Below are 15172 nucleotides of genomic sequence, written 5' to 3'. Positions count from 1 at the left end.
CACGAAAGGAGACAGCATCATGTCGGAAGAACGTTTTGACACCCACCGCGAAAGCGTGCTCGGTCGTGCAGATGTTGAGGACACGCCCGAATTGGTGAAGTACTACCAGGATTTGACTCAGTTTGAAGCCGGTGCCCTGTGGACCGTGGCGAACAAGATTGAGCCCTGGGAGCCCAAGTCCGAGTCCGTGCCTGTGGTGTGGCGCTACCGCGACCTGCGCGACTACGTGTTGCGTTCGGTGGATCTGGTCAGCCCTGAAAAGGCCGGTCGTCGTGTGATTTACCTGAACAACCCCGGTCGCCAGGAAGTTTCGGCGGCGGTGGGCTGGCTGTACTCCGGTTTGCAGGTCATGAAACCGGGCGAAGCGGCTTCCGCACATGCGCACTCCTCCTCGGCCCTGCGTTTCATCATGGAAGGCCGTGGTGCCTACACCATCGTGGACGGCCACAAGATGACCTTGGGCGCCAACGACTTCGTGCTGACGCCTAACGGCTGCTGGCACGAGCATGGCGTGGAAGCCGACGGCCTGCCTTGTATCTGGCAAGACGGTCTGGACATTCCACTGGTCAACGCGCTGGAAGCCGGTTTCTACGCCGTTCACCCTGACCTGTCCCAGGCCATTACGCACCCCGTCAACGACGCGGTGGGTATCTGGGGCGGTCGTGGCCTGAAGCCTACCTTGCACGACTGGCAAAAACCGTACTCGCCCCTGCTCAAGTACGAGTGGGAGCCTACCTACGAAGCCTTGTCGGCCTACGCCAAGGTTACGGACGGCAGCCCCTTTGATGGCGTCATCATGGACTACATCAACCCGCTGACCGGCGGTCCTGTCATGGCCACCATCGGTGCCAGCATGCAAATGCTGCGCCCTGGCGAGCACACCAAGGCCCACCGTCACACCGGCAGCATCATTTACCAATGCGCCAAGGGTGAAGGCTATTCGATCATCAATGGCAAACGCTTTGACTGGCGCGAACGTGACATTTTCTGCGTACCATCCTGGATGTTCCACGAGCACGTGAACGGTTCTTCGTCCGAGGACGCTTGCCTGTTCTCGTTCCACGACCTGCCCGTGATGCGTGCCCTGAATCTGTACCGCGAAGAAGCGCTGGCCGAGAACGGTGGCCATCAAGTCTTGCTGTAAGACTACTTAATTAAGCTATATGAACAGCCTGCCACGGCAGGCTGACCTGATTTACTTAAGCCATCCGCATAGATGGCCCAATCTGGAGATAGAAATGCGTCTTGTAACGTACCGTAGTGAAGTTGCTGCCGCTGGCCGCCTGGGTGCCATTGTGGGCGATCTGGTGGTTGACCTGGGTTACCTGGGCGACGCCACTGGCCACATGCTGCCTGACAATATGCTCGATTTCATCGACCTGGGCCCAGCCGCTGTGACCTCCACGGCTCGCTTGCTGGAAACCTACGCCGACGATATGCCTTTTGGTGTGGCACTGCCCCTGGCCAACGTCAAGCTGTTGGCTCCTATCCCACGCCCACGCAAGAACATCTTTGGTATCGGCCTGAACTACGTGGAACACGTGGCCGAATCCAGCCGCACTCTGGACACCTCCAAAGAGCTGCCCAAACAGCCCGTGATCTTCTCCAAGCCACCAACCACCGTGGTTGGCCCTGGCGATGCCATCGAGCACAACAAGAACATCACTCAGCAAATGGACTGGGAAGTTGAACTGGCCGTGATCATGGGCACCCGTGCTCAGCGCGTGGCCAAAGAAGACGCCCTGAAGTACGTGTTCGGTTACTCCGTCATGATCGACGTGAGCGCCCGCGACTGCCGTCGTGCCGGTCAGTGGATCTACTCCAAAGGCCAGGACACCTACGCTCCTTTCGGTCCCGTTATCGTGACTGCTGACGAGCTGACCGACCCTCACAACCTGAACCTGAGCCTGACTCTGAACGGTGTGACCAAGCAAAGCTCCAACACCAAGCACATGCTGTTCAACGTGAACGACCTGATCGCTGACATCAGCGCCGGTATCACGCTGGAACCCGGTGACATCATCGCTACCGGTACCCCGGAAGGCGTGGGCGCTGGCCGTGATCCTCAAGAGTGGATGTGGCCTGGTGACGTGGTGCACGCTGTGGTTGAAGGCATCGGCGAATTGCGTCACCCCATCGTGGACGTGACCCCCCAAAACTAAGTAAAGGAGAGCATGATGCTGGAATTGCGTCAGTTCAAGGCCGCCGCCGTTCAGGCAGCGCCTGTGTTCCTGGACACGAATGCGACCATCGAAAAAGTATGTCGTCTGATCAATGAAGCAGCCGACAACGGTGCCGAGCTGATCGCCTTTCCCGAGGTGTTCGTCTCCGGTTACCCCTACTGGAGCTGGGTGATGAACCCGATCGACGGCAGCCCGTGGTTCGAGCGCCTGTGCAAATCGGCCATCGAAGTGCCCGGTCCCGAGATCCAGAAGGTTGCGCAAGTTTGTCGTCAGCGCAAGGTCAACGTGGTGTTGGGTGTGAACGAGCGCAGTCCCGTTGGCATCGGCACCATTTACAACACGCTGGTCACCATCGGCGCGGACGGTCGCATTCTGGGCCGTCACCGCAAACTGGTTCCCACCTGGGCTGAAAAGCTGACCTGGGCCAACGGTGATGCGTCCTCGATGCGTGTGCATGACACCACCATCGGCCCTCTGGGTGCCTTGGCTTGCGGTGAAAACACCAACACGCTGGCTCGTTTCAGCCTGTTGTCGCAAGGTGAACTGGTCCACGTTGCCAGCTACATCGCCTTGCCCGTGGCACCAAAAGACTACGACATGGCTGAAGCGATTCGCCTGCGTGCCGCTGCTCACTGCTTTGAAGGCAAGGTGTTTACGGTGGTGGCTTGCTCGACGGTTTCCGAGGAAATCATCGAAGCCATGTCGGCCAGCCATCCTGAAGCACGTGATCTGCTGGCTCGTCCCAACAGCGCGTTCTCGGGCATTATTGGCCCCGATGGCCGCGTTCAGGGTGAAGCACTGATCGACAAGGAAGGCATTGCCTACGCCGACATCGATCTGTCGCGCTGCATCCAGCCGCGTCAAATGCATGACATCACGGGTCACTACAACCGTTTTGACGTGTTTGACCTGCGTGTGAATCGCAAGGCTTTGACGCCTGCCCGCTTTTACGAAGGCGACGCAGCGTCCCAGCCAGACCTGAATCCTGCCGAGTTCTCCGTTCTGGACGACAAGGAAGTGTAAGAAGGTTCAAGACGGTCCCTTTCCCCCAGTGGATTGGGGCCGTTTTTTGACGGGTCTCTTTGCTCAAGTGACCTGCTCAAAAAAACCGCCGTGGCCTTGCCGCAGCGGTCCAAGATGCAAGCTGCCTTTGTAAAGAAGGCGGTGCCGGGCCTGAAGGAGCGGGCTGTTTTAACGGCTGGTCCCTATCCTGCGCCATGCAGGGCAGGCAACGATAATGACGACATAAGACCCAAGTAGGAGATGAAATGAGCGACAAGAACCCATTGGCAGCCTTTATCCAGGCGATCGACAGCAAGCAGGTCCGTTTCGTGGATCTGACCCAGACTCTGTCTCCCAGCTTCCCCGCCTTGCAACTGCCCCCCCAATTTGGCCAGACTGCCGGTTTCTCGATTGAGCGCATCAGCCAATACGACGAGAACGGCCCAGGCTGGTACTGGAACAACTTCACCTGTGGCGAACACACCGGTACCCACTTTGACGCGCCTGCGCACTGGATCTCCGGCAAGGACCATCCAGACAACACGGTCGACACTATTCCAGTGGACAACTTCCTGCGCCCTGCCGTGGTGGTTGATGCTTCCGCTGAAGTGGCCCAGAACGAAGACTTCATCCTGACCTCCGAGTTCCTGTTGAACTGGGAAGCCAAGCATGGCCGTATCCCTGAAGGCGCCTGGGTGCTGTTTCGCACCGACTGGTCCAAGCGCGTGAACGACGCCGAGGCATTCCTGAACATGCGTGAAGACGGTGCTCACACGCCTGGCCCAGCTCAGGAAGCGGTAGAGTGGATGATTCACGAGCGCAAGGTTCACGGTTTTGGCGTTGAAACCATCAACACCGATGCTGGCCAATCCTACTCCTGGCCTATTGGCTACCCTTGCCACACCCTGATGCACGGTGCCAACCGCTACGGTCTGCAGTGCTTGTGCAACCTGGATCAGCTGCCCCCTCAAGGTGCACTGATCATGTCGGCCCCTTTGAAGATTGAAGGTGGTTCCGGCAGCCCATTGCGCGTGGTCGCACTGGTTGCTCAGTAAGTAGAAAACGGTGGGGAAGTGGCAGAACTGTGTACCATGCGGTTCTGCTGTTTTCTCACCTAGTGGTTTTCCATTATATTCGGCAGTATATATTTATCCGTAAACTATTCATCAATAAAATAAATTCACAAAAGAATGAATAGAGATCCAGCCATACAGCCAGTCTTGGTGTCAGGCAGCCGGTTTTAGCGGAGACAGTAGACGAGCCTTACGCAGCCTTTTTCAGGTTACGCGATACCGTCCCATTGCCCCCTGCGGCGCTACATCATGCCACGGCTTGGCCTTTTTGGCTGGGTAATTGATGTAGTCATGCTCAATGGTAGGCACATGATGGATACTTTTGAACTCGTCATCCGGGACATCCAGAACGCATCCCCGCTGATTCGCAGTTTTACGCTGGAGCCTGCCCAGGCCGGTTCCCTGCCCGCGTTTGCGCCGGGTTCGCACCTGCAGGTACAGATTCCTGATCTGAACGATCACCGCTGCTATTCCCTGATTTCGCTGGACGCCGACACGGCACAGGGTCCGACCTGTTACCGTCTGGGCGTGCGCCTGGAAGACAACAGCTCGGGTGGTTCGCGCTTCATGCACAGCCTGAAAGTAGGCGATACGCTGCGTGTGGCTGGCCCCAAGAATGACTTCCCCTTGCATGCTGCCGCTGAAGGCGAAACTGAAACCGTGCTGATTGCCGGTGGTATCGGTATCACGCCCATTGCCAGCATGGCCGCTGCCCTGCATCACCAGGGCCGCCCTTATCAGTTGCACTATGCCGGTCGCAGCGTGGAACAGTTGGCCTTTCTGGACGAACTGAGCGCCCTGTCCGGCCCGGCCCTGCGTCACTACGCGGACGACAGCGAAGGCCGTTTCTGCCTGAATACCCTGCTCGATGGTCTGTCCAAAGACCAGCACATTTACGTCTGCGGCCCCAAAGGCATGATTGATGCCGTGATCGAAGCCTGCAAGCAACGCGGCTGGCCTGGCGACCATGTTCACTTCGAGCTGTTCGTGACGGCGGCTCCCCAGGAAGGTGACCAGCCTTTTGAAGTGGAATTGCGCCAGACCGGCGTGACCCTGCAAATTCCCGCCGACAAGACCATTGTGGACGTGATGGAAGAGCAGGGCCTGGACCCCATGATCGACTGCAAGCGCGGCGAGTGCGGCGTCTGTACCTGTGATGTGATCGAAGGCGAGGTTGACCACCGCGACTACTTCCTGAGCGACTCGGAAAAAGCCAGCAACAAGGTCATCCAGATCTGTATTTCCCGCGCCAAGACCCCGCGTCTGGTGCTGGATCTATAAGCCCAAGGGCGACGGAGAACATGATGGAAAAGTATCGTGATAATCCCCAGGCCATCCGCGAATTGGTACGCGAGGCCGAGGTCCACAAGGATTTGTACATCAACCAGGAGCTGTTTGAACTGGAGATGGAGCAGTTGTTCGTCAATACCTGGGTCTACGTTGGCCATGCCAGCCAAGTACCCAATAAAGGCGACTTCTACACCACGACGGTCGGTACTGAGTCCGTCATCATGGTGCGCCATACCGATGACAGCATCCGCGTGCTCTACAACCGTTGCCCGCACAAAGGTGTGCAAGTGGCGGGCGAGACCTGTGGCAACACGGGCAAGTTCTTCCGTTGCCCCTACCACGCCTGGACCTTCAAGACGGACGGCTCCCTGCTGTCCATCCCCTTGAAGAAAGGCTACGAGAACACCGGCTTTGAATGCACCGAAGGCAGCAAGGGCATGGCCGCGGTACAGAACGTCAAGGTGTACCGCGATTTCGTGTTCTGTCGCCTGGCCGACGAAGGCGTAAGCTTTGAGGACTTCTTTGGCGAGTCCCTGAGCACCATCGACAATATGGTGGATCGCTCCCCCGAAGGCCGCCTGGAAGTGGCCGGTGGCGTGATGCGCTACATGCACCAGTGCAACTGGAAAATGCTGGTCGATAACCAGACCGATACCTGTCACCCCATGGTGGCGCACGAGTCCTCGGCTGGTACGGCGGTTAAAGCCTGGGAAGCTGCCCCTCCAGGTACGCCCAAGCCCATGGCGGTCGAGCTGTTTGCTCCTTTCATGTCGCCTTACGAGTTCTACGAAGGCATGGGCATTCGCGTGTGGGAAAACGGTCACGGCCATACCGGCGTGAGCAATTCCATCCACGCTGATTACTCCGAAATCCCCGGCTACTGGGACCAGATGGTCGAAGCCTATGGTGAAGAACGCGCCAAAGCCATTTTGGGCGACACGCGTCACAACACCTGTTACTTCCCCAACATCATGGTCAAGGGCCCGATCCAGACCCTGCGTTTGTTCAAGCCGCTGGCCGCTGACAAGACCCTGGTGGAATCCTGGACCTTCCGACTGGTGGGTGCCCCTGACACCTTCCTGGAACGCACCCTGATGTACAACCGCCTGATCAACGCTCCGACCTCCATGGTCGGTCACGATGATCTGGAAATGTACGAGCGTGCCCAGCACGGTTTGCAGTCGCGTGGTCGCGACTGGATGAACCTGGCCCGTCTGGTGGAAAAAGATGAAGACCAGCAAAAGAACGTGGTGATCAACGGCACCAGCGAAATGCAGATGCGCGCCCAGTTCCGCGCCTGGTTGAAGTTCATGCTGCCCGAGCAGCAGGCCAAGAAAGAAGAGGAATAACCATGAGCGAAATCAGCCGTCAGGCCCTTATCGATTTTGTGTATGCGGAAGCCCGCCTGCTGGATGAACAGCGCTACGAGCAATGGCTCGACCTGTTCACCGAGGATGGCTACTACTGGATGCCGCTGGTGCACGATCAGCAGGACGCCCGTTTGCATGCGTCCCTGATGCACGAGGACAAGCTCTTGCTGCGTATCCGTGTGGAGCGTCTGGCAGGCCGTCGCACTTTCTCCCAGCAGCCCAAGAGCCGCAGCCATCATTTGCTCCAGCAACCCACTGTGGAAAGCATGGACGAGGAGAAAGGCGAATACACCGTGCGTTGCGCCTTCCACTACACGGAAACGCGTGGCGACAACCAAGATATCTATGTGGGTTGGAATACCTACACCCTGGTGCGCCAGGACGACGCTTTGAAGATCCGTCTGAAACGGGTGGATCTGCTCAATTGCGACGCGCCTTTCGGCAATATCCAGTTGTTTATGTGACAGGACAGGAGAATTTTTGATGGCCAACACCACGGTCTACCAGGCTTTTCGAGACACCGCCCAGAAATGGGGCGACAAGCCCTTTGTATGTACCCTGCCTGAGACCGCCGAGATCTACGGTATTGAAGCGGGCGAGCTGACTTACGGTCAGGCTCTGGAGCGTATCGACGCCTTGCGCGCCGGTTACGCCGCTGCTGGCTACGGCCACGGTCACCGCGTCGGCATCCTGCTGGAGAACCGCCCTGTGTTCTTCCTGCACTGGTTCGCACTGAACAGCCTGGGCGTGTCGATTGTGCCAATCAATCCTGATTTGCGCGCTGCCGAGCTGGAATACCTGATCGGCCATTCGGAAATGATCATGGCCATTGCCCTGCCCAGCCGTCACCAGGATCTGGTGGAAGCGGCTCAGCGTGCCGGTCAGCCTTTTGCCATCATGGCCGATGGTGATGTACCTCCGATGGTGGAGCGCGCCGCCTCCCGTTCCTGTGACATTCCTGATGAAAACAGCGAATGTGCCTTGCTGTACACCTCCGGTACCACAGGCCGCCCCAAGGGCTGCATGCTGGCTAACCAGTACTTCCATTATGCTGGCGAGTGGTATCGCGACATTGGTGGTTTGGCTTCGCTGGAGCATGGCAAAGAGCGCATGCTGACTCCGCTGCCCCTGTTCCACATGAATGCGATGGCCTGCTCGACCATGGCCATGATCAAGACCGGCGGCTGCCTGATCTCCCTGGACCGTTTCCACCCACGCAGCTGGTGGGATTCGGTGCGCGAATCCGGCGCAACCGTGGTGCATTACCTGGGTGTGATGCCTGCCATCCTGATGAAGGCCGAGGCCAGCGAAAAAGACCGTCAACACAATGTGCGCTTTGGTTTTGGCGCTGGTGTGGACCGTGGTCTGCATCCTATTTTTGAAGAACGCTTTGGTTTCCCTCTGCTGGAAGCCTGGGCCATGACGGAAACGGGCGCCGGTGCCAGCATCATCGCCAATCACGAGCCCCGCTTTATCGGCACCTCCTGCTTCGGTAAGGAAATGCCTGTGGTGGAAGTGCTGCTGCGTAAAGACGATGGCGAACCTGCTCAGGCCGGTGAAAACGGCGAGCTGCTGGTGCGCTCGGCCGGTGACAACCCACGCTACGGCTTTTTCTCCGGTTACTGGAAAGACCCGGCGGCGACTGATGAAGCCTGGGAAGGCGGCTGGTTCCACACGGGCGACATCGTTTGCCGTGACGAACAAGGCTACCTGCACTTTGTGGACCGTAAAAAGAACGTGATCCGTCGCAGTGGCGAGAACATCGCTGCCGTGGAAGTGGAAAACATCATGCAGCAGCATCCGCTGGTGCGCTCCATTGCCGTGGCCGCCGTGCCCGACGCCATCCGTGGCGACGAAGTGATGGCGCTGGTGGTGCCGCACAATCCTATCGAAACCCAGGAACAGCGCGAACAGGCTGCCCAGGAAATGGTGCAGTGGGGCCTGACCCAGCTGGCCTATTTCAAGGTGCCCGGCTACGTGTTGTTTGTGGATGCCCTGCCGCTGACCTCGACCAACAAGATTCAGCGCGGTGAGTTGAAAACAGTGGCCCTGGCCGCTTTGGAAAACCCGGCCTGCGTGAACACGAATCACCTGAAAAAACGTCAGGAGGCCTGAGCCCATGGCCTTGCCGCAAGCAGCCCGCCAGGGCTATGACGATGTGGTGCTGGTCGCTCCGGTGACCATTCCCTACGAGCGCCATTCCGAGCAGACCGCGCATTGGTGGCTGGGTGCGGCATTGGGCCAGTTGCTGGCCCAGTCCGGCCTGAAAAAAGCCGACGTCGATGGCGTGTGTGTATCCAGCTTCACGCTGGGTTCGGATAGTGCCGTCGGTGTGATGCAGCATTTTCAAATGAGCCCACGCTGGCTGGACCACATCCCTATGGGTGGAGCCAGCGGTGTGGTGGCCATGCGCCGTGCGGCTCGTGCCGTGCAGTGTGGCGATGCGTCCATCGTGGCGTGTATCGCGGGCGATACCAATCACCGTGAGTCCTTCAAGAACACGGTGTCGGGCTTCTCGCGTTTCTCGCAGGATGCCGTCTACCCTTACGGTGCCGGTGGCCCCAACGCCAGCTTTGCGCTGCTGACGGACTACTACATGCGTCACTACGGTGCCACGCGTGAAGACTTCGGCAAGCTGTGCGTCGCTCAGCGTGATAACGCGCTGCGCAATCCGCACGCCCTGATGAAAAAGCCGCTGACGCTGGAGCAGTACATGGAAGCGCGCGTCATTGCCGACCCCATCCATCTGTTCGATTGCGTGATGCCTTGCGCCGGAGCCGAAGGTTATCTGGTGATGCGTCGTGAACAGGCCGAAGCACTGGGTCTGCCTTATGTGCGTATTCGTTCCACCATCGAGCGTCACAATGCCTTCCCTGAAGATGCGGTACAGCATCGCGGTGGCTGGGCCATGGACAAGGATGCGTTCTACGAACACGCGGGCCTCACCCCGGCAGACGTGGATTTCATGGAAACCTACGATGACTACCCTGTCATCAACGTCCTGCAGTTTGAAGACCTGGGATTCTGCGCCAAGGGCGAAGGCCCGGAATTCATCCGCAAGAACACCTTTACCGTAGACGGCAGCTTTCCCTTCAATACCAGCGGCGGCCAGTTGTCGGTAGGCCAGGCGGGCGCTGCCGGTGGTTATCTGGGTCTGGTTCAGGCGCTGCGCCAATTGACGGATACCGCAGGCGATACGCAGGTGGCCAATGCCCGCATCGGCCTGGTGTCCGGCTTTGGCATGATTAATTACGACCGCGGCATTTGTACTGCTGCGGCCTTGCTGGAACGGGGACAGTAATGAGCGATACCCAACTTCTGCCACCCGGCGCACGCAGCGCTACGGCAGCCGGTCTGACCGAGGCCGCCCGGCGCGGTGAATTCGCCCTGCAAGTGTGCCCGTCCTGCGGCACGGTGCAGTATCCCGCCAGGGACGTCTGCGGCCATTGCCTGCACACCACGCTGAACTGGAAGCCGGTGGCGGACACAGGCGTGTTGCGTGCCACCACGACCCTGCATCACAGCAACGAACCCTATTTTCAGGCACGACTGCCCTGGCGTATCGGCACCGTTCAACTGGATTGCGGCCCTTTTGCCATCGCCCACTTGCCCGAAGGCGGGCAGGCCGATGAGAAAGTGCGCCTGAGTCTGGAACTGGATGCCGGTGGCGTAGCCGTGCTGGTGGCGCGCCCTGCGCCTTGAATTTGCCTGGAGACAATCAAGATGACACAAGCTCAATACACCGCCATTGTGACGGGCGGCAGCACCGGTATTGGTGAAGACATTTGCCGCAAGATGCTGGATCAGGGTTACACCGTTATCAGCATGGCGCGCAATGTATTGCCCTGGACGCACGAGCGTCTGCATTGCGTGCAGGTGGACTTGCTGGATGCCGTGGCAACCGAGAAAGCCGCCAAGGATATTGCCGAACGTTTTGAAGTGACCCACTTCATCCACAACGCAGGCGTGATCTGGCCGGCCTTGCTGGACGAGGTCAAGCTGGAAGACTTGCAGGGCCTGACACAGATTCACCTGGGCGCAGCCTTGCAGATTACTCAGGCAGTGGTTCCTGGCATGCGCGAGCGCCACTTTGGCCGCATCGTGCTGATGTCCTCGCGTGGGGCATTGGGTCTGCAAACCCGTACTGCCTATGCCGCTACCAAGGCTGGCATGTTGGGTATGGCCCGCACCTGGGCGCTGGAATTGGCTGACCAGGGCATTACCGTCAACGTGATTGCCCCCGGCCCCATCACCACCAATATGTTCTACGACGTGGTTGAGGCCGGTAGCGAGCGTGAAGCCAAGCTGGCGGCCGCAATTCCTGTGAAGCGCCTGGGCCGTGCGGATGACATCAGCCGCGCCACCCTGTTCTTCTCGGACCCTGAAAACAGCTTCATCACGGGTCAGACCTTGTATGTCTGCGGTGGTGCCAGCGTGGGTACGCTGACAATCTGATCGACGAGCAACGGGACTGCCCGTGATCGCGCTTTGATGAGTGCGTTCAGGAGCGAGTCCATTTGCTTGGCGGCATATAAAACCCCCTTGGAAAACCAAGGGGGTTTTTGCTTTTGGATGGCACCAGTTCGGCCAGTTCAGTGGTGCCTGGATTTTTTGCTGCCTAAGTTTTTTCTTTGTCGTAGAGGTCGGTTTTTGGTGTCAAACGTCGCCGTTTCAGACCTGCTCGCATCGCATGAGAGTATGTCCAACACGTGAGGGGCCTGTTCATTTTCGACTCTTTTTTGTCACATGAAACACCCGGGTCTCAGGGTTTGGCTACCGGTCTAGATGCTGCCTGATTGCTAGTCGGCTGATCCTTTTATTGCCGTTCTTGAAGCCAATGTTCGTCTGCTCGACATTACGCCACGCCAGTACTCACGCCTGTTCCAGCAGTTTTTATCAGCTCTTGCACAGGACAAGCGAGCTGGTTTGTGACCGTATTTCTTGCTATGTGAGATAGAAGCCACGATTCCATGATTTTGGATGGAATTAAGGGTTTCTTTCTATTTACCTGGATTTGTTCATCTATAAACTATTTAGAACAGAAATATAACAATGCACATCGGTTTTCCGGGGTGCATGATGACCCAAAAAACGGGCCTTCGTCGGCCAAAAAGAGTGGAGCTGTAATGAACGACGATCTGCCAGGAATGGAGCTGGTGCGTTCACGTGGAGTAGTACGAGTTGTAGAGACAATTCTGGATACTGCCTGTGTGGTCATCTTGATCCTGATGACAGGGATCACTACCGTGGACGTGATAGGCCGGTATGTTTTCCACGCCCCGTTGCTGGGCGCGTATGAAGCCAGCGAACTCTTGCTGGGCGTGCTGATTTTTGCGGCCTTGCCGCGTGTCACCTGGCACCAGCAACACCTGACCGTCAGTCTGATTGACGCCTGGCTCGGCCCAGTGGCGCGTCGTATCCAGCAATTTGTGATCAATGTGATCTCTACCGTCATGCTGGCTGTGCTGACTGTCTACCTGTGGAGTCACGCCAACGAGCTGGCCGACTACGGCGATATGAGCAATGCCTTGCAAGTGCCGATTGCCCCTTTTGCCTACATCATCGCCACCATGACAGGCATTGCCACCGTGGCGTCCCTGTTCAAGATTTTTAGCTCTCCCCGCCGATAAAGACGGAGTTTTTGCATGTTGATTTCTATTATCGGACTGGCTGTCCTTCTGGGTAGCTTATTTCTGGGTTTGCCCATTGCCTGGGGCATGTTGCTGGTTGGTACGCTGGGTTTTGCCTTCTTTACTGGCATGGAAGCGGCCTTGACCATGGCGGCACAGACCAGCTACGACACAGCCATGAGCTACAGCTTTACCGTGCTGCCGCTGTTCATTTTGATGGGTAATCTGGTCAATGCCTCGGGTTTGTCCAAGGACCTGTACAAAGCTGCCCACGCCTTTATTGGTCACCTGCGTGGTGGTCTGGCGATGGCCACGATTGTTGCCTGTGGTGCCTTTAGTGCACTCTGTGGCTCCAGTATGGCCACCACAGCGGCCATGGGTCGTGTGGCCATGCCCAATATGCGCAAGTACAACTATGACGATCGTCTGGCTACCGGCAGTATTGCGGCAGGCGGCACCCTGGGCATTCTGATTCCGCCCAGCGTGATGATGGTGGTCTACGGGATCTTGACCGAAACCGACATTGGCAAGCTGTTTGCCGCCGGTTTCCTGCCCGGCATGATTGCCATGCTGCTGTACCTGATTACGGTGCTGATCATTACCGCGGTCAACCCGAATCTGGGTCGTCCCGGCGAAAAAGCCAGTTGGCGCGAGCGCTTTGAGGCCACCAAAGGCGTGATGGCCATTACCGTGCTGTTTATCGTCATCATGGGTGGTATTTACGGTGGTGTATTCACCCCGACAGAAGCGGCCGGTATTGGTGCGGCAGCGACTTTCTTGCTGACCTTGAAGCGTCGTGGCTGGCAGCCTCGCATGTACCTGACGGTGCTGATTGAAGCCGCTCAAACCACGGCCATCATGTTTGCGCTGGTGATTGGTGCGCTGGTCTTTACCAACTTCCTGACCGTGGCTGGTTTGCCCAATCAGTTGCTGGGCTTCATCCAGGGTATTGATGTCTCGCCCATCGTGGTGATTCTGATCATCTGTGTGATTTACCTGGTTCTGGGTTGTTTCCTGGAAACCATGTCCATGGTCATGCTGACTGTGCCTATCTTCTACCCGATTGTGGCCTCCTTGGGCTTCGATCTGGTGTGGTTCGGCATCATCGTGGTGGTGGCCGCTGAAATCAGCCTGATTACCCCACCGCTGGGTCTGAACATTTTCATGATCAAAAACGTGATGCCCGATGTGCCTTTGGGCACCATTATTCGGGGAGTGACTCCCTTTGTAATGATGGATATCCTGCGTTTGCTCTTGCTGGTGTTTGTTCCCTGGATTGTTCTGGTCGTTCCGAACAGTATGTAAACCCGGCCCGGATGCGGGTGTGATCCGGGCAGCAGTAAAGCCGCTGGGCAAGCAGGTTCAGGATCTGTTTACCGTCCCATCAAGTGGCCAAGACGCCGGGCTGTAGTGGCCCGGCAGCAAAATAATTTACGAGGAGTCGAGATGCGTGTTTTCAAAAAATTGGCCTTGAGCCTGGGTCTGGCTGCTGCAGCCCTGGCACCGACCATGCCTTCGGTTGCGGCTGAAGTCACCACCCTGCGTTTTTCCCAGTGGATGCCGCCAGGCCACTTTATTGTGACCAATATGTTTGAACCCTGGGCTCAGGAAGTGGAAAAAGTCACCGAGGGTCGCGTGAAAGTGGAGTTCATCAACGCCTTGGGCAAGCCGCAGGCTCACCTGGATCTGGTGCGTAACGGTATTGCTGATATGGGCATGTCGGTACACAGCTACACGGCTAACCGCTTCCCGATGATCGAATTTGCTGAACTGCCTTTCACCACGGATGATGGCGGCGTGAACTCGGTTGCCTACTGGCGCACTTATGAGAAATTCATGATGGGCGCCAACGAGCACAGGGGCGTGAAACTGCTGGGTATGTGGACCAGCCCTGCCACTGTGATCTTCACCAGCCAGGACAATGTGCAAAGCATTGACGATCTGAAAGGCAAGAAGCTGCGCTCGCCTAGCCCCTTGTTTGATGCCATCGGTAAAGCGTTGGGTATCGTGACGGTGAACGCGCCTGCATCAGACAGCTACGAAATGCTGTCGCGTGGCGTGATTGACGGTATGTACTTCCAGTACGACCAATTGGATAACTGGAAACTGGACAAGCTGGTCAAGACCGCGGTGTCCGTGGAAGGTGGCTTTGGCAAATCCAGCCAGTACATGTTCATGAACGAGCGCAAGTGGAAGAGTCTGTCTGAAGCCGACCGTGCTGCTATCGAAAAAATCAGCGGCGAATGGATTGCCAATGACTTTGGTTCAAAATGGCAGGCGGCTGAACAGCAAGCCATCGAGAAGCACACTGCAGCTGGCCTGAAAACACTGCGTATCCAGGGCGAAGCAGCAGACCAGATGAAAGAGCGTCTGGCCTTTGTTGAAGAAGACTGGATCAAGGCTGCCGACAAGAAGGGCATCGACGGTAAAGCAGCGCTGGCCTACTTCCGCGAGCAGATCAAAGAGCTGAGCGCTGCCAAGTAATCAGCAGCAAGAGACACACTATAGTCTTGGCCCCGCTTTCCTTTGGGAGAGCGGGGTTTTTTTTATGATTTTTTTGGGGGCGTCGTCGTGAGGGTGGAGGATAGGCAGTTGGGTTACTGTTGTAGTCCTGGTCGAGAGAG

At 57.4% G+C, this 15172-nt stretch carries 14 protein-coding genes; all 14 read left to right on the top strand.

The annotated features are described in order from the left end of the window. Window positions 1-19 precede the first annotated feature (19 nt). The 14 genes from Q9R35_RS12220 to Q9R35_RS12155 all read left to right on the top strand — a co-directional run bounded on the left by Q9R35_RS12220 (window position 20) and on the right by Q9R35_RS12155 (window position 15032). On the top strand, window positions 20-1144 hold the full coding sequence (locus Q9R35_RS12220) for a cupin domain-containing protein (RefSeq protein ID WP_045930500.1): 1125 nt from the start codon (window positions 20-22) through the stop codon (window positions 1142-1144). 94 nt (window positions 1145-1238) lie between these two features. Then, on the top strand, window positions 1239-2162 hold the full coding sequence (locus tag Q9R35_RS12215) for a fumarylacetoacetate hydrolase family protein (RefSeq protein WP_009463820.1): 924 nt from the start codon (window positions 1239-1241) through the stop codon (window positions 2160-2162). A gap of 15 nt (window positions 2163-2177) precedes the next feature. Beyond that, on the top strand, window positions 2178-3206 hold the full coding sequence (locus Q9R35_RS12210) for a carbon-nitrogen hydrolase family protein (RefSeq protein WP_042484948.1): 1029 nt from the start codon (window positions 2178-2180) through the stop codon (window positions 3204-3206). A 245-nt stretch (window positions 3207-3451) separates the two neighbouring features. After that, on the top strand, window positions 3452-4240 hold the full coding sequence (locus Q9R35_RS12205) for a cyclase family protein (RefSeq protein ID WP_009463818.1): 789 nt from the start codon (window positions 3452-3454) through the stop codon (window positions 4238-4240). Window positions 4241-4570: 330 nt separating this feature from the next. Beyond that, window positions 4571-5539, top strand: a complete 969-nt coding sequence (locus tag Q9R35_RS12200; RefSeq protein WP_042484944.1) for a PDR/VanB family oxidoreductase — start codon at window positions 4571-4573, stop codon at window positions 5537-5539. 23 nt (window positions 5540-5562) lie between these two features. Then, window positions 5563-6897, top strand: coding sequence for an aromatic ring-hydroxylating dioxygenase subunit alpha (locus Q9R35_RS12195; RefSeq protein WP_045930501.1), 1335 nt, complete (start codon window positions 5563-5565; stop codon window positions 6895-6897). 2 nt (window positions 6898-6899) lie between these two features. Further along, a complete protein-coding gene (locus tag Q9R35_RS12190; RefSeq protein WP_009463815.1) occupies window positions 6900-7382 on the top strand; it encodes an aromatic-ring-hydroxylating dioxygenase subunit beta in 483 nt (160 codons plus the stop codon). A gap of 19 nt (window positions 7383-7401) precedes the next feature. Further along, window positions 7402-9033, top strand: a complete 1632-nt coding sequence (locus tag Q9R35_RS12185) for an AMP-binding protein (RefSeq protein WP_042484938.1) — start codon at window positions 7402-7404, stop codon at window positions 9031-9033. Window positions 9034-9037: 4 nt separating this feature from the next. Next, window positions 9038-10219 (top strand): thiolase family protein, encoded by a 1182-nt coding sequence (locus Q9R35_RS12180; protein ID WP_311219925.1) that lies wholly within the window; start codon window positions 9038-9040, stop codon window positions 10217-10219. Continuing rightward, on the top strand, window positions 10219-10620 hold the full coding sequence (locus Q9R35_RS12175; RefSeq protein WP_063689949.1) for a Zn-ribbon domain-containing OB-fold protein: 402 nt from the start codon (window positions 10219-10221) through the stop codon (window positions 10618-10620). Before Q9R35_RS12180 ends, Q9R35_RS12175 begins: the two co-directional genes overlap by 1 nt. Before the next feature lie 21 nt (window positions 10621-10641). Continuing rightward, a complete protein-coding gene (locus Q9R35_RS12170; protein WP_042484928.1) occupies window positions 10642-11373 on the top strand; it encodes an SDR family NAD(P)-dependent oxidoreductase in 732 nt (243 codons plus the stop codon). A 671-nt stretch (window positions 11374-12044) separates the two neighbouring features. Next, window positions 12045-12548, top strand: a complete 504-nt coding sequence (locus Q9R35_RS12165; protein WP_063689946.1) for a TRAP transporter small permease — start codon at window positions 12045-12047, stop codon at window positions 12546-12548. A gap of 15 nt (window positions 12549-12563) precedes the next feature. After that, a complete protein-coding gene (locus Q9R35_RS12160) occupies window positions 12564-13853 on the top strand; it encodes a TRAP transporter large permease (protein ID WP_063689944.1) in 1290 nt (429 codons plus the stop codon). 141 nt (window positions 13854-13994) lie between these two features. Further along, on the top strand, window positions 13995-15032 hold the full coding sequence (locus Q9R35_RS12155) for a TRAP transporter substrate-binding protein (RefSeq protein ID WP_086069732.1): 1038 nt from the start codon (window positions 13995-13997) through the stop codon (window positions 15030-15032). The last annotated feature ends 140 nt before the right edge of the window (window positions 15033-15172 follow it).

This window comes from Alcaligenes sp. AB3, from assembly GCF_031844565.1.
Classification (GTDB): domain Bacteria; phylum Pseudomonadota; class Gammaproteobacteria; order Burkholderiales; family Burkholderiaceae_B; genus Alcaligenes; species Alcaligenes faecalis.
This window is presented reverse-complemented; position numbering and strand designations above follow the sequence as displayed.

What these genes read in the sequence shown, in the direction of transcription:
- Q9R35_RS12220 (WP_045930500.1), top strand. Translation starts at nt 20, where the DNA reads ATGTCGGAAGAACGTTTTGACACCCACCGCGAAAGCGTGCTCGGTCGT.
- Q9R35_RS12215 (WP_009463820.1), top strand. Translation starts at nt 1,239, where the DNA reads ATGCGTCTTGTAACGTACCGTAGTGAAGTTGCTGCCGCTGGCCGCCTG.
- Q9R35_RS12210 (WP_042484948.1), top strand. Translation starts at nt 2,178, where the DNA reads ATGCTGGAATTGCGTCAGTTCAAGGCCGCCGCCGTTCAGGCAGCGCCT.
- Q9R35_RS12205 (WP_009463818.1), top strand. Translation starts at nt 3,452, where the DNA reads ATGAGCGACAAGAACCCATTGGCAGCCTTTATCCAGGCGATCGACAGC.
- Q9R35_RS12200 (WP_042484944.1), top strand. Translation starts at nt 4,571, where the DNA reads ATGGATACTTTTGAACTCGTCATCCGGGACATCCAGAACGCATCCCCG.
- Q9R35_RS12195 (WP_045930501.1), top strand. Translation starts at nt 5,563, where the DNA reads ATGGAAAAGTATCGTGATAATCCCCAGGCCATCCGCGAATTGGTACGC.
- Q9R35_RS12190 (WP_009463815.1), top strand. Translation starts at nt 6,900, where the DNA reads ATGAGCGAAATCAGCCGTCAGGCCCTTATCGATTTTGTGTATGCGGAA.
- Q9R35_RS12185 (WP_042484938.1), top strand. Translation starts at nt 7,402, where the DNA reads ATGGCCAACACCACGGTCTACCAGGCTTTTCGAGACACCGCCCAGAAA.
- Q9R35_RS12180 (WP_311219925.1), top strand. Translation starts at nt 9,038, where the DNA reads ATGGCCTTGCCGCAAGCAGCCCGCCAGGGCTATGACGATGTGGTGCTG.
- Q9R35_RS12175 (WP_063689949.1), top strand. Translation starts at nt 10,219, where the DNA reads ATGAGCGATACCCAACTTCTGCCACCCGGCGCACGCAGCGCTACGGCA.
- Q9R35_RS12170 (WP_042484928.1), top strand. Translation starts at nt 10,642, where the DNA reads ATGACACAAGCTCAATACACCGCCATTGTGACGGGCGGCAGCACCGGT.
- Q9R35_RS12165 (WP_063689946.1), top strand. Translation starts at nt 12,045, where the DNA reads ATGAACGACGATCTGCCAGGAATGGAGCTGGTGCGTTCACGTGGAGTA.
- Q9R35_RS12160 (WP_063689944.1), top strand. Translation starts at nt 12,564, where the DNA reads ATGTTGATTTCTATTATCGGACTGGCTGTCCTTCTGGGTAGCTTATTT.
- Q9R35_RS12155 (WP_086069732.1), top strand. Translation starts at nt 13,995, where the DNA reads ATGCGTGTTTTCAAAAAATTGGCCTTGAGCCTGGGTCTGGCTGCTGCA.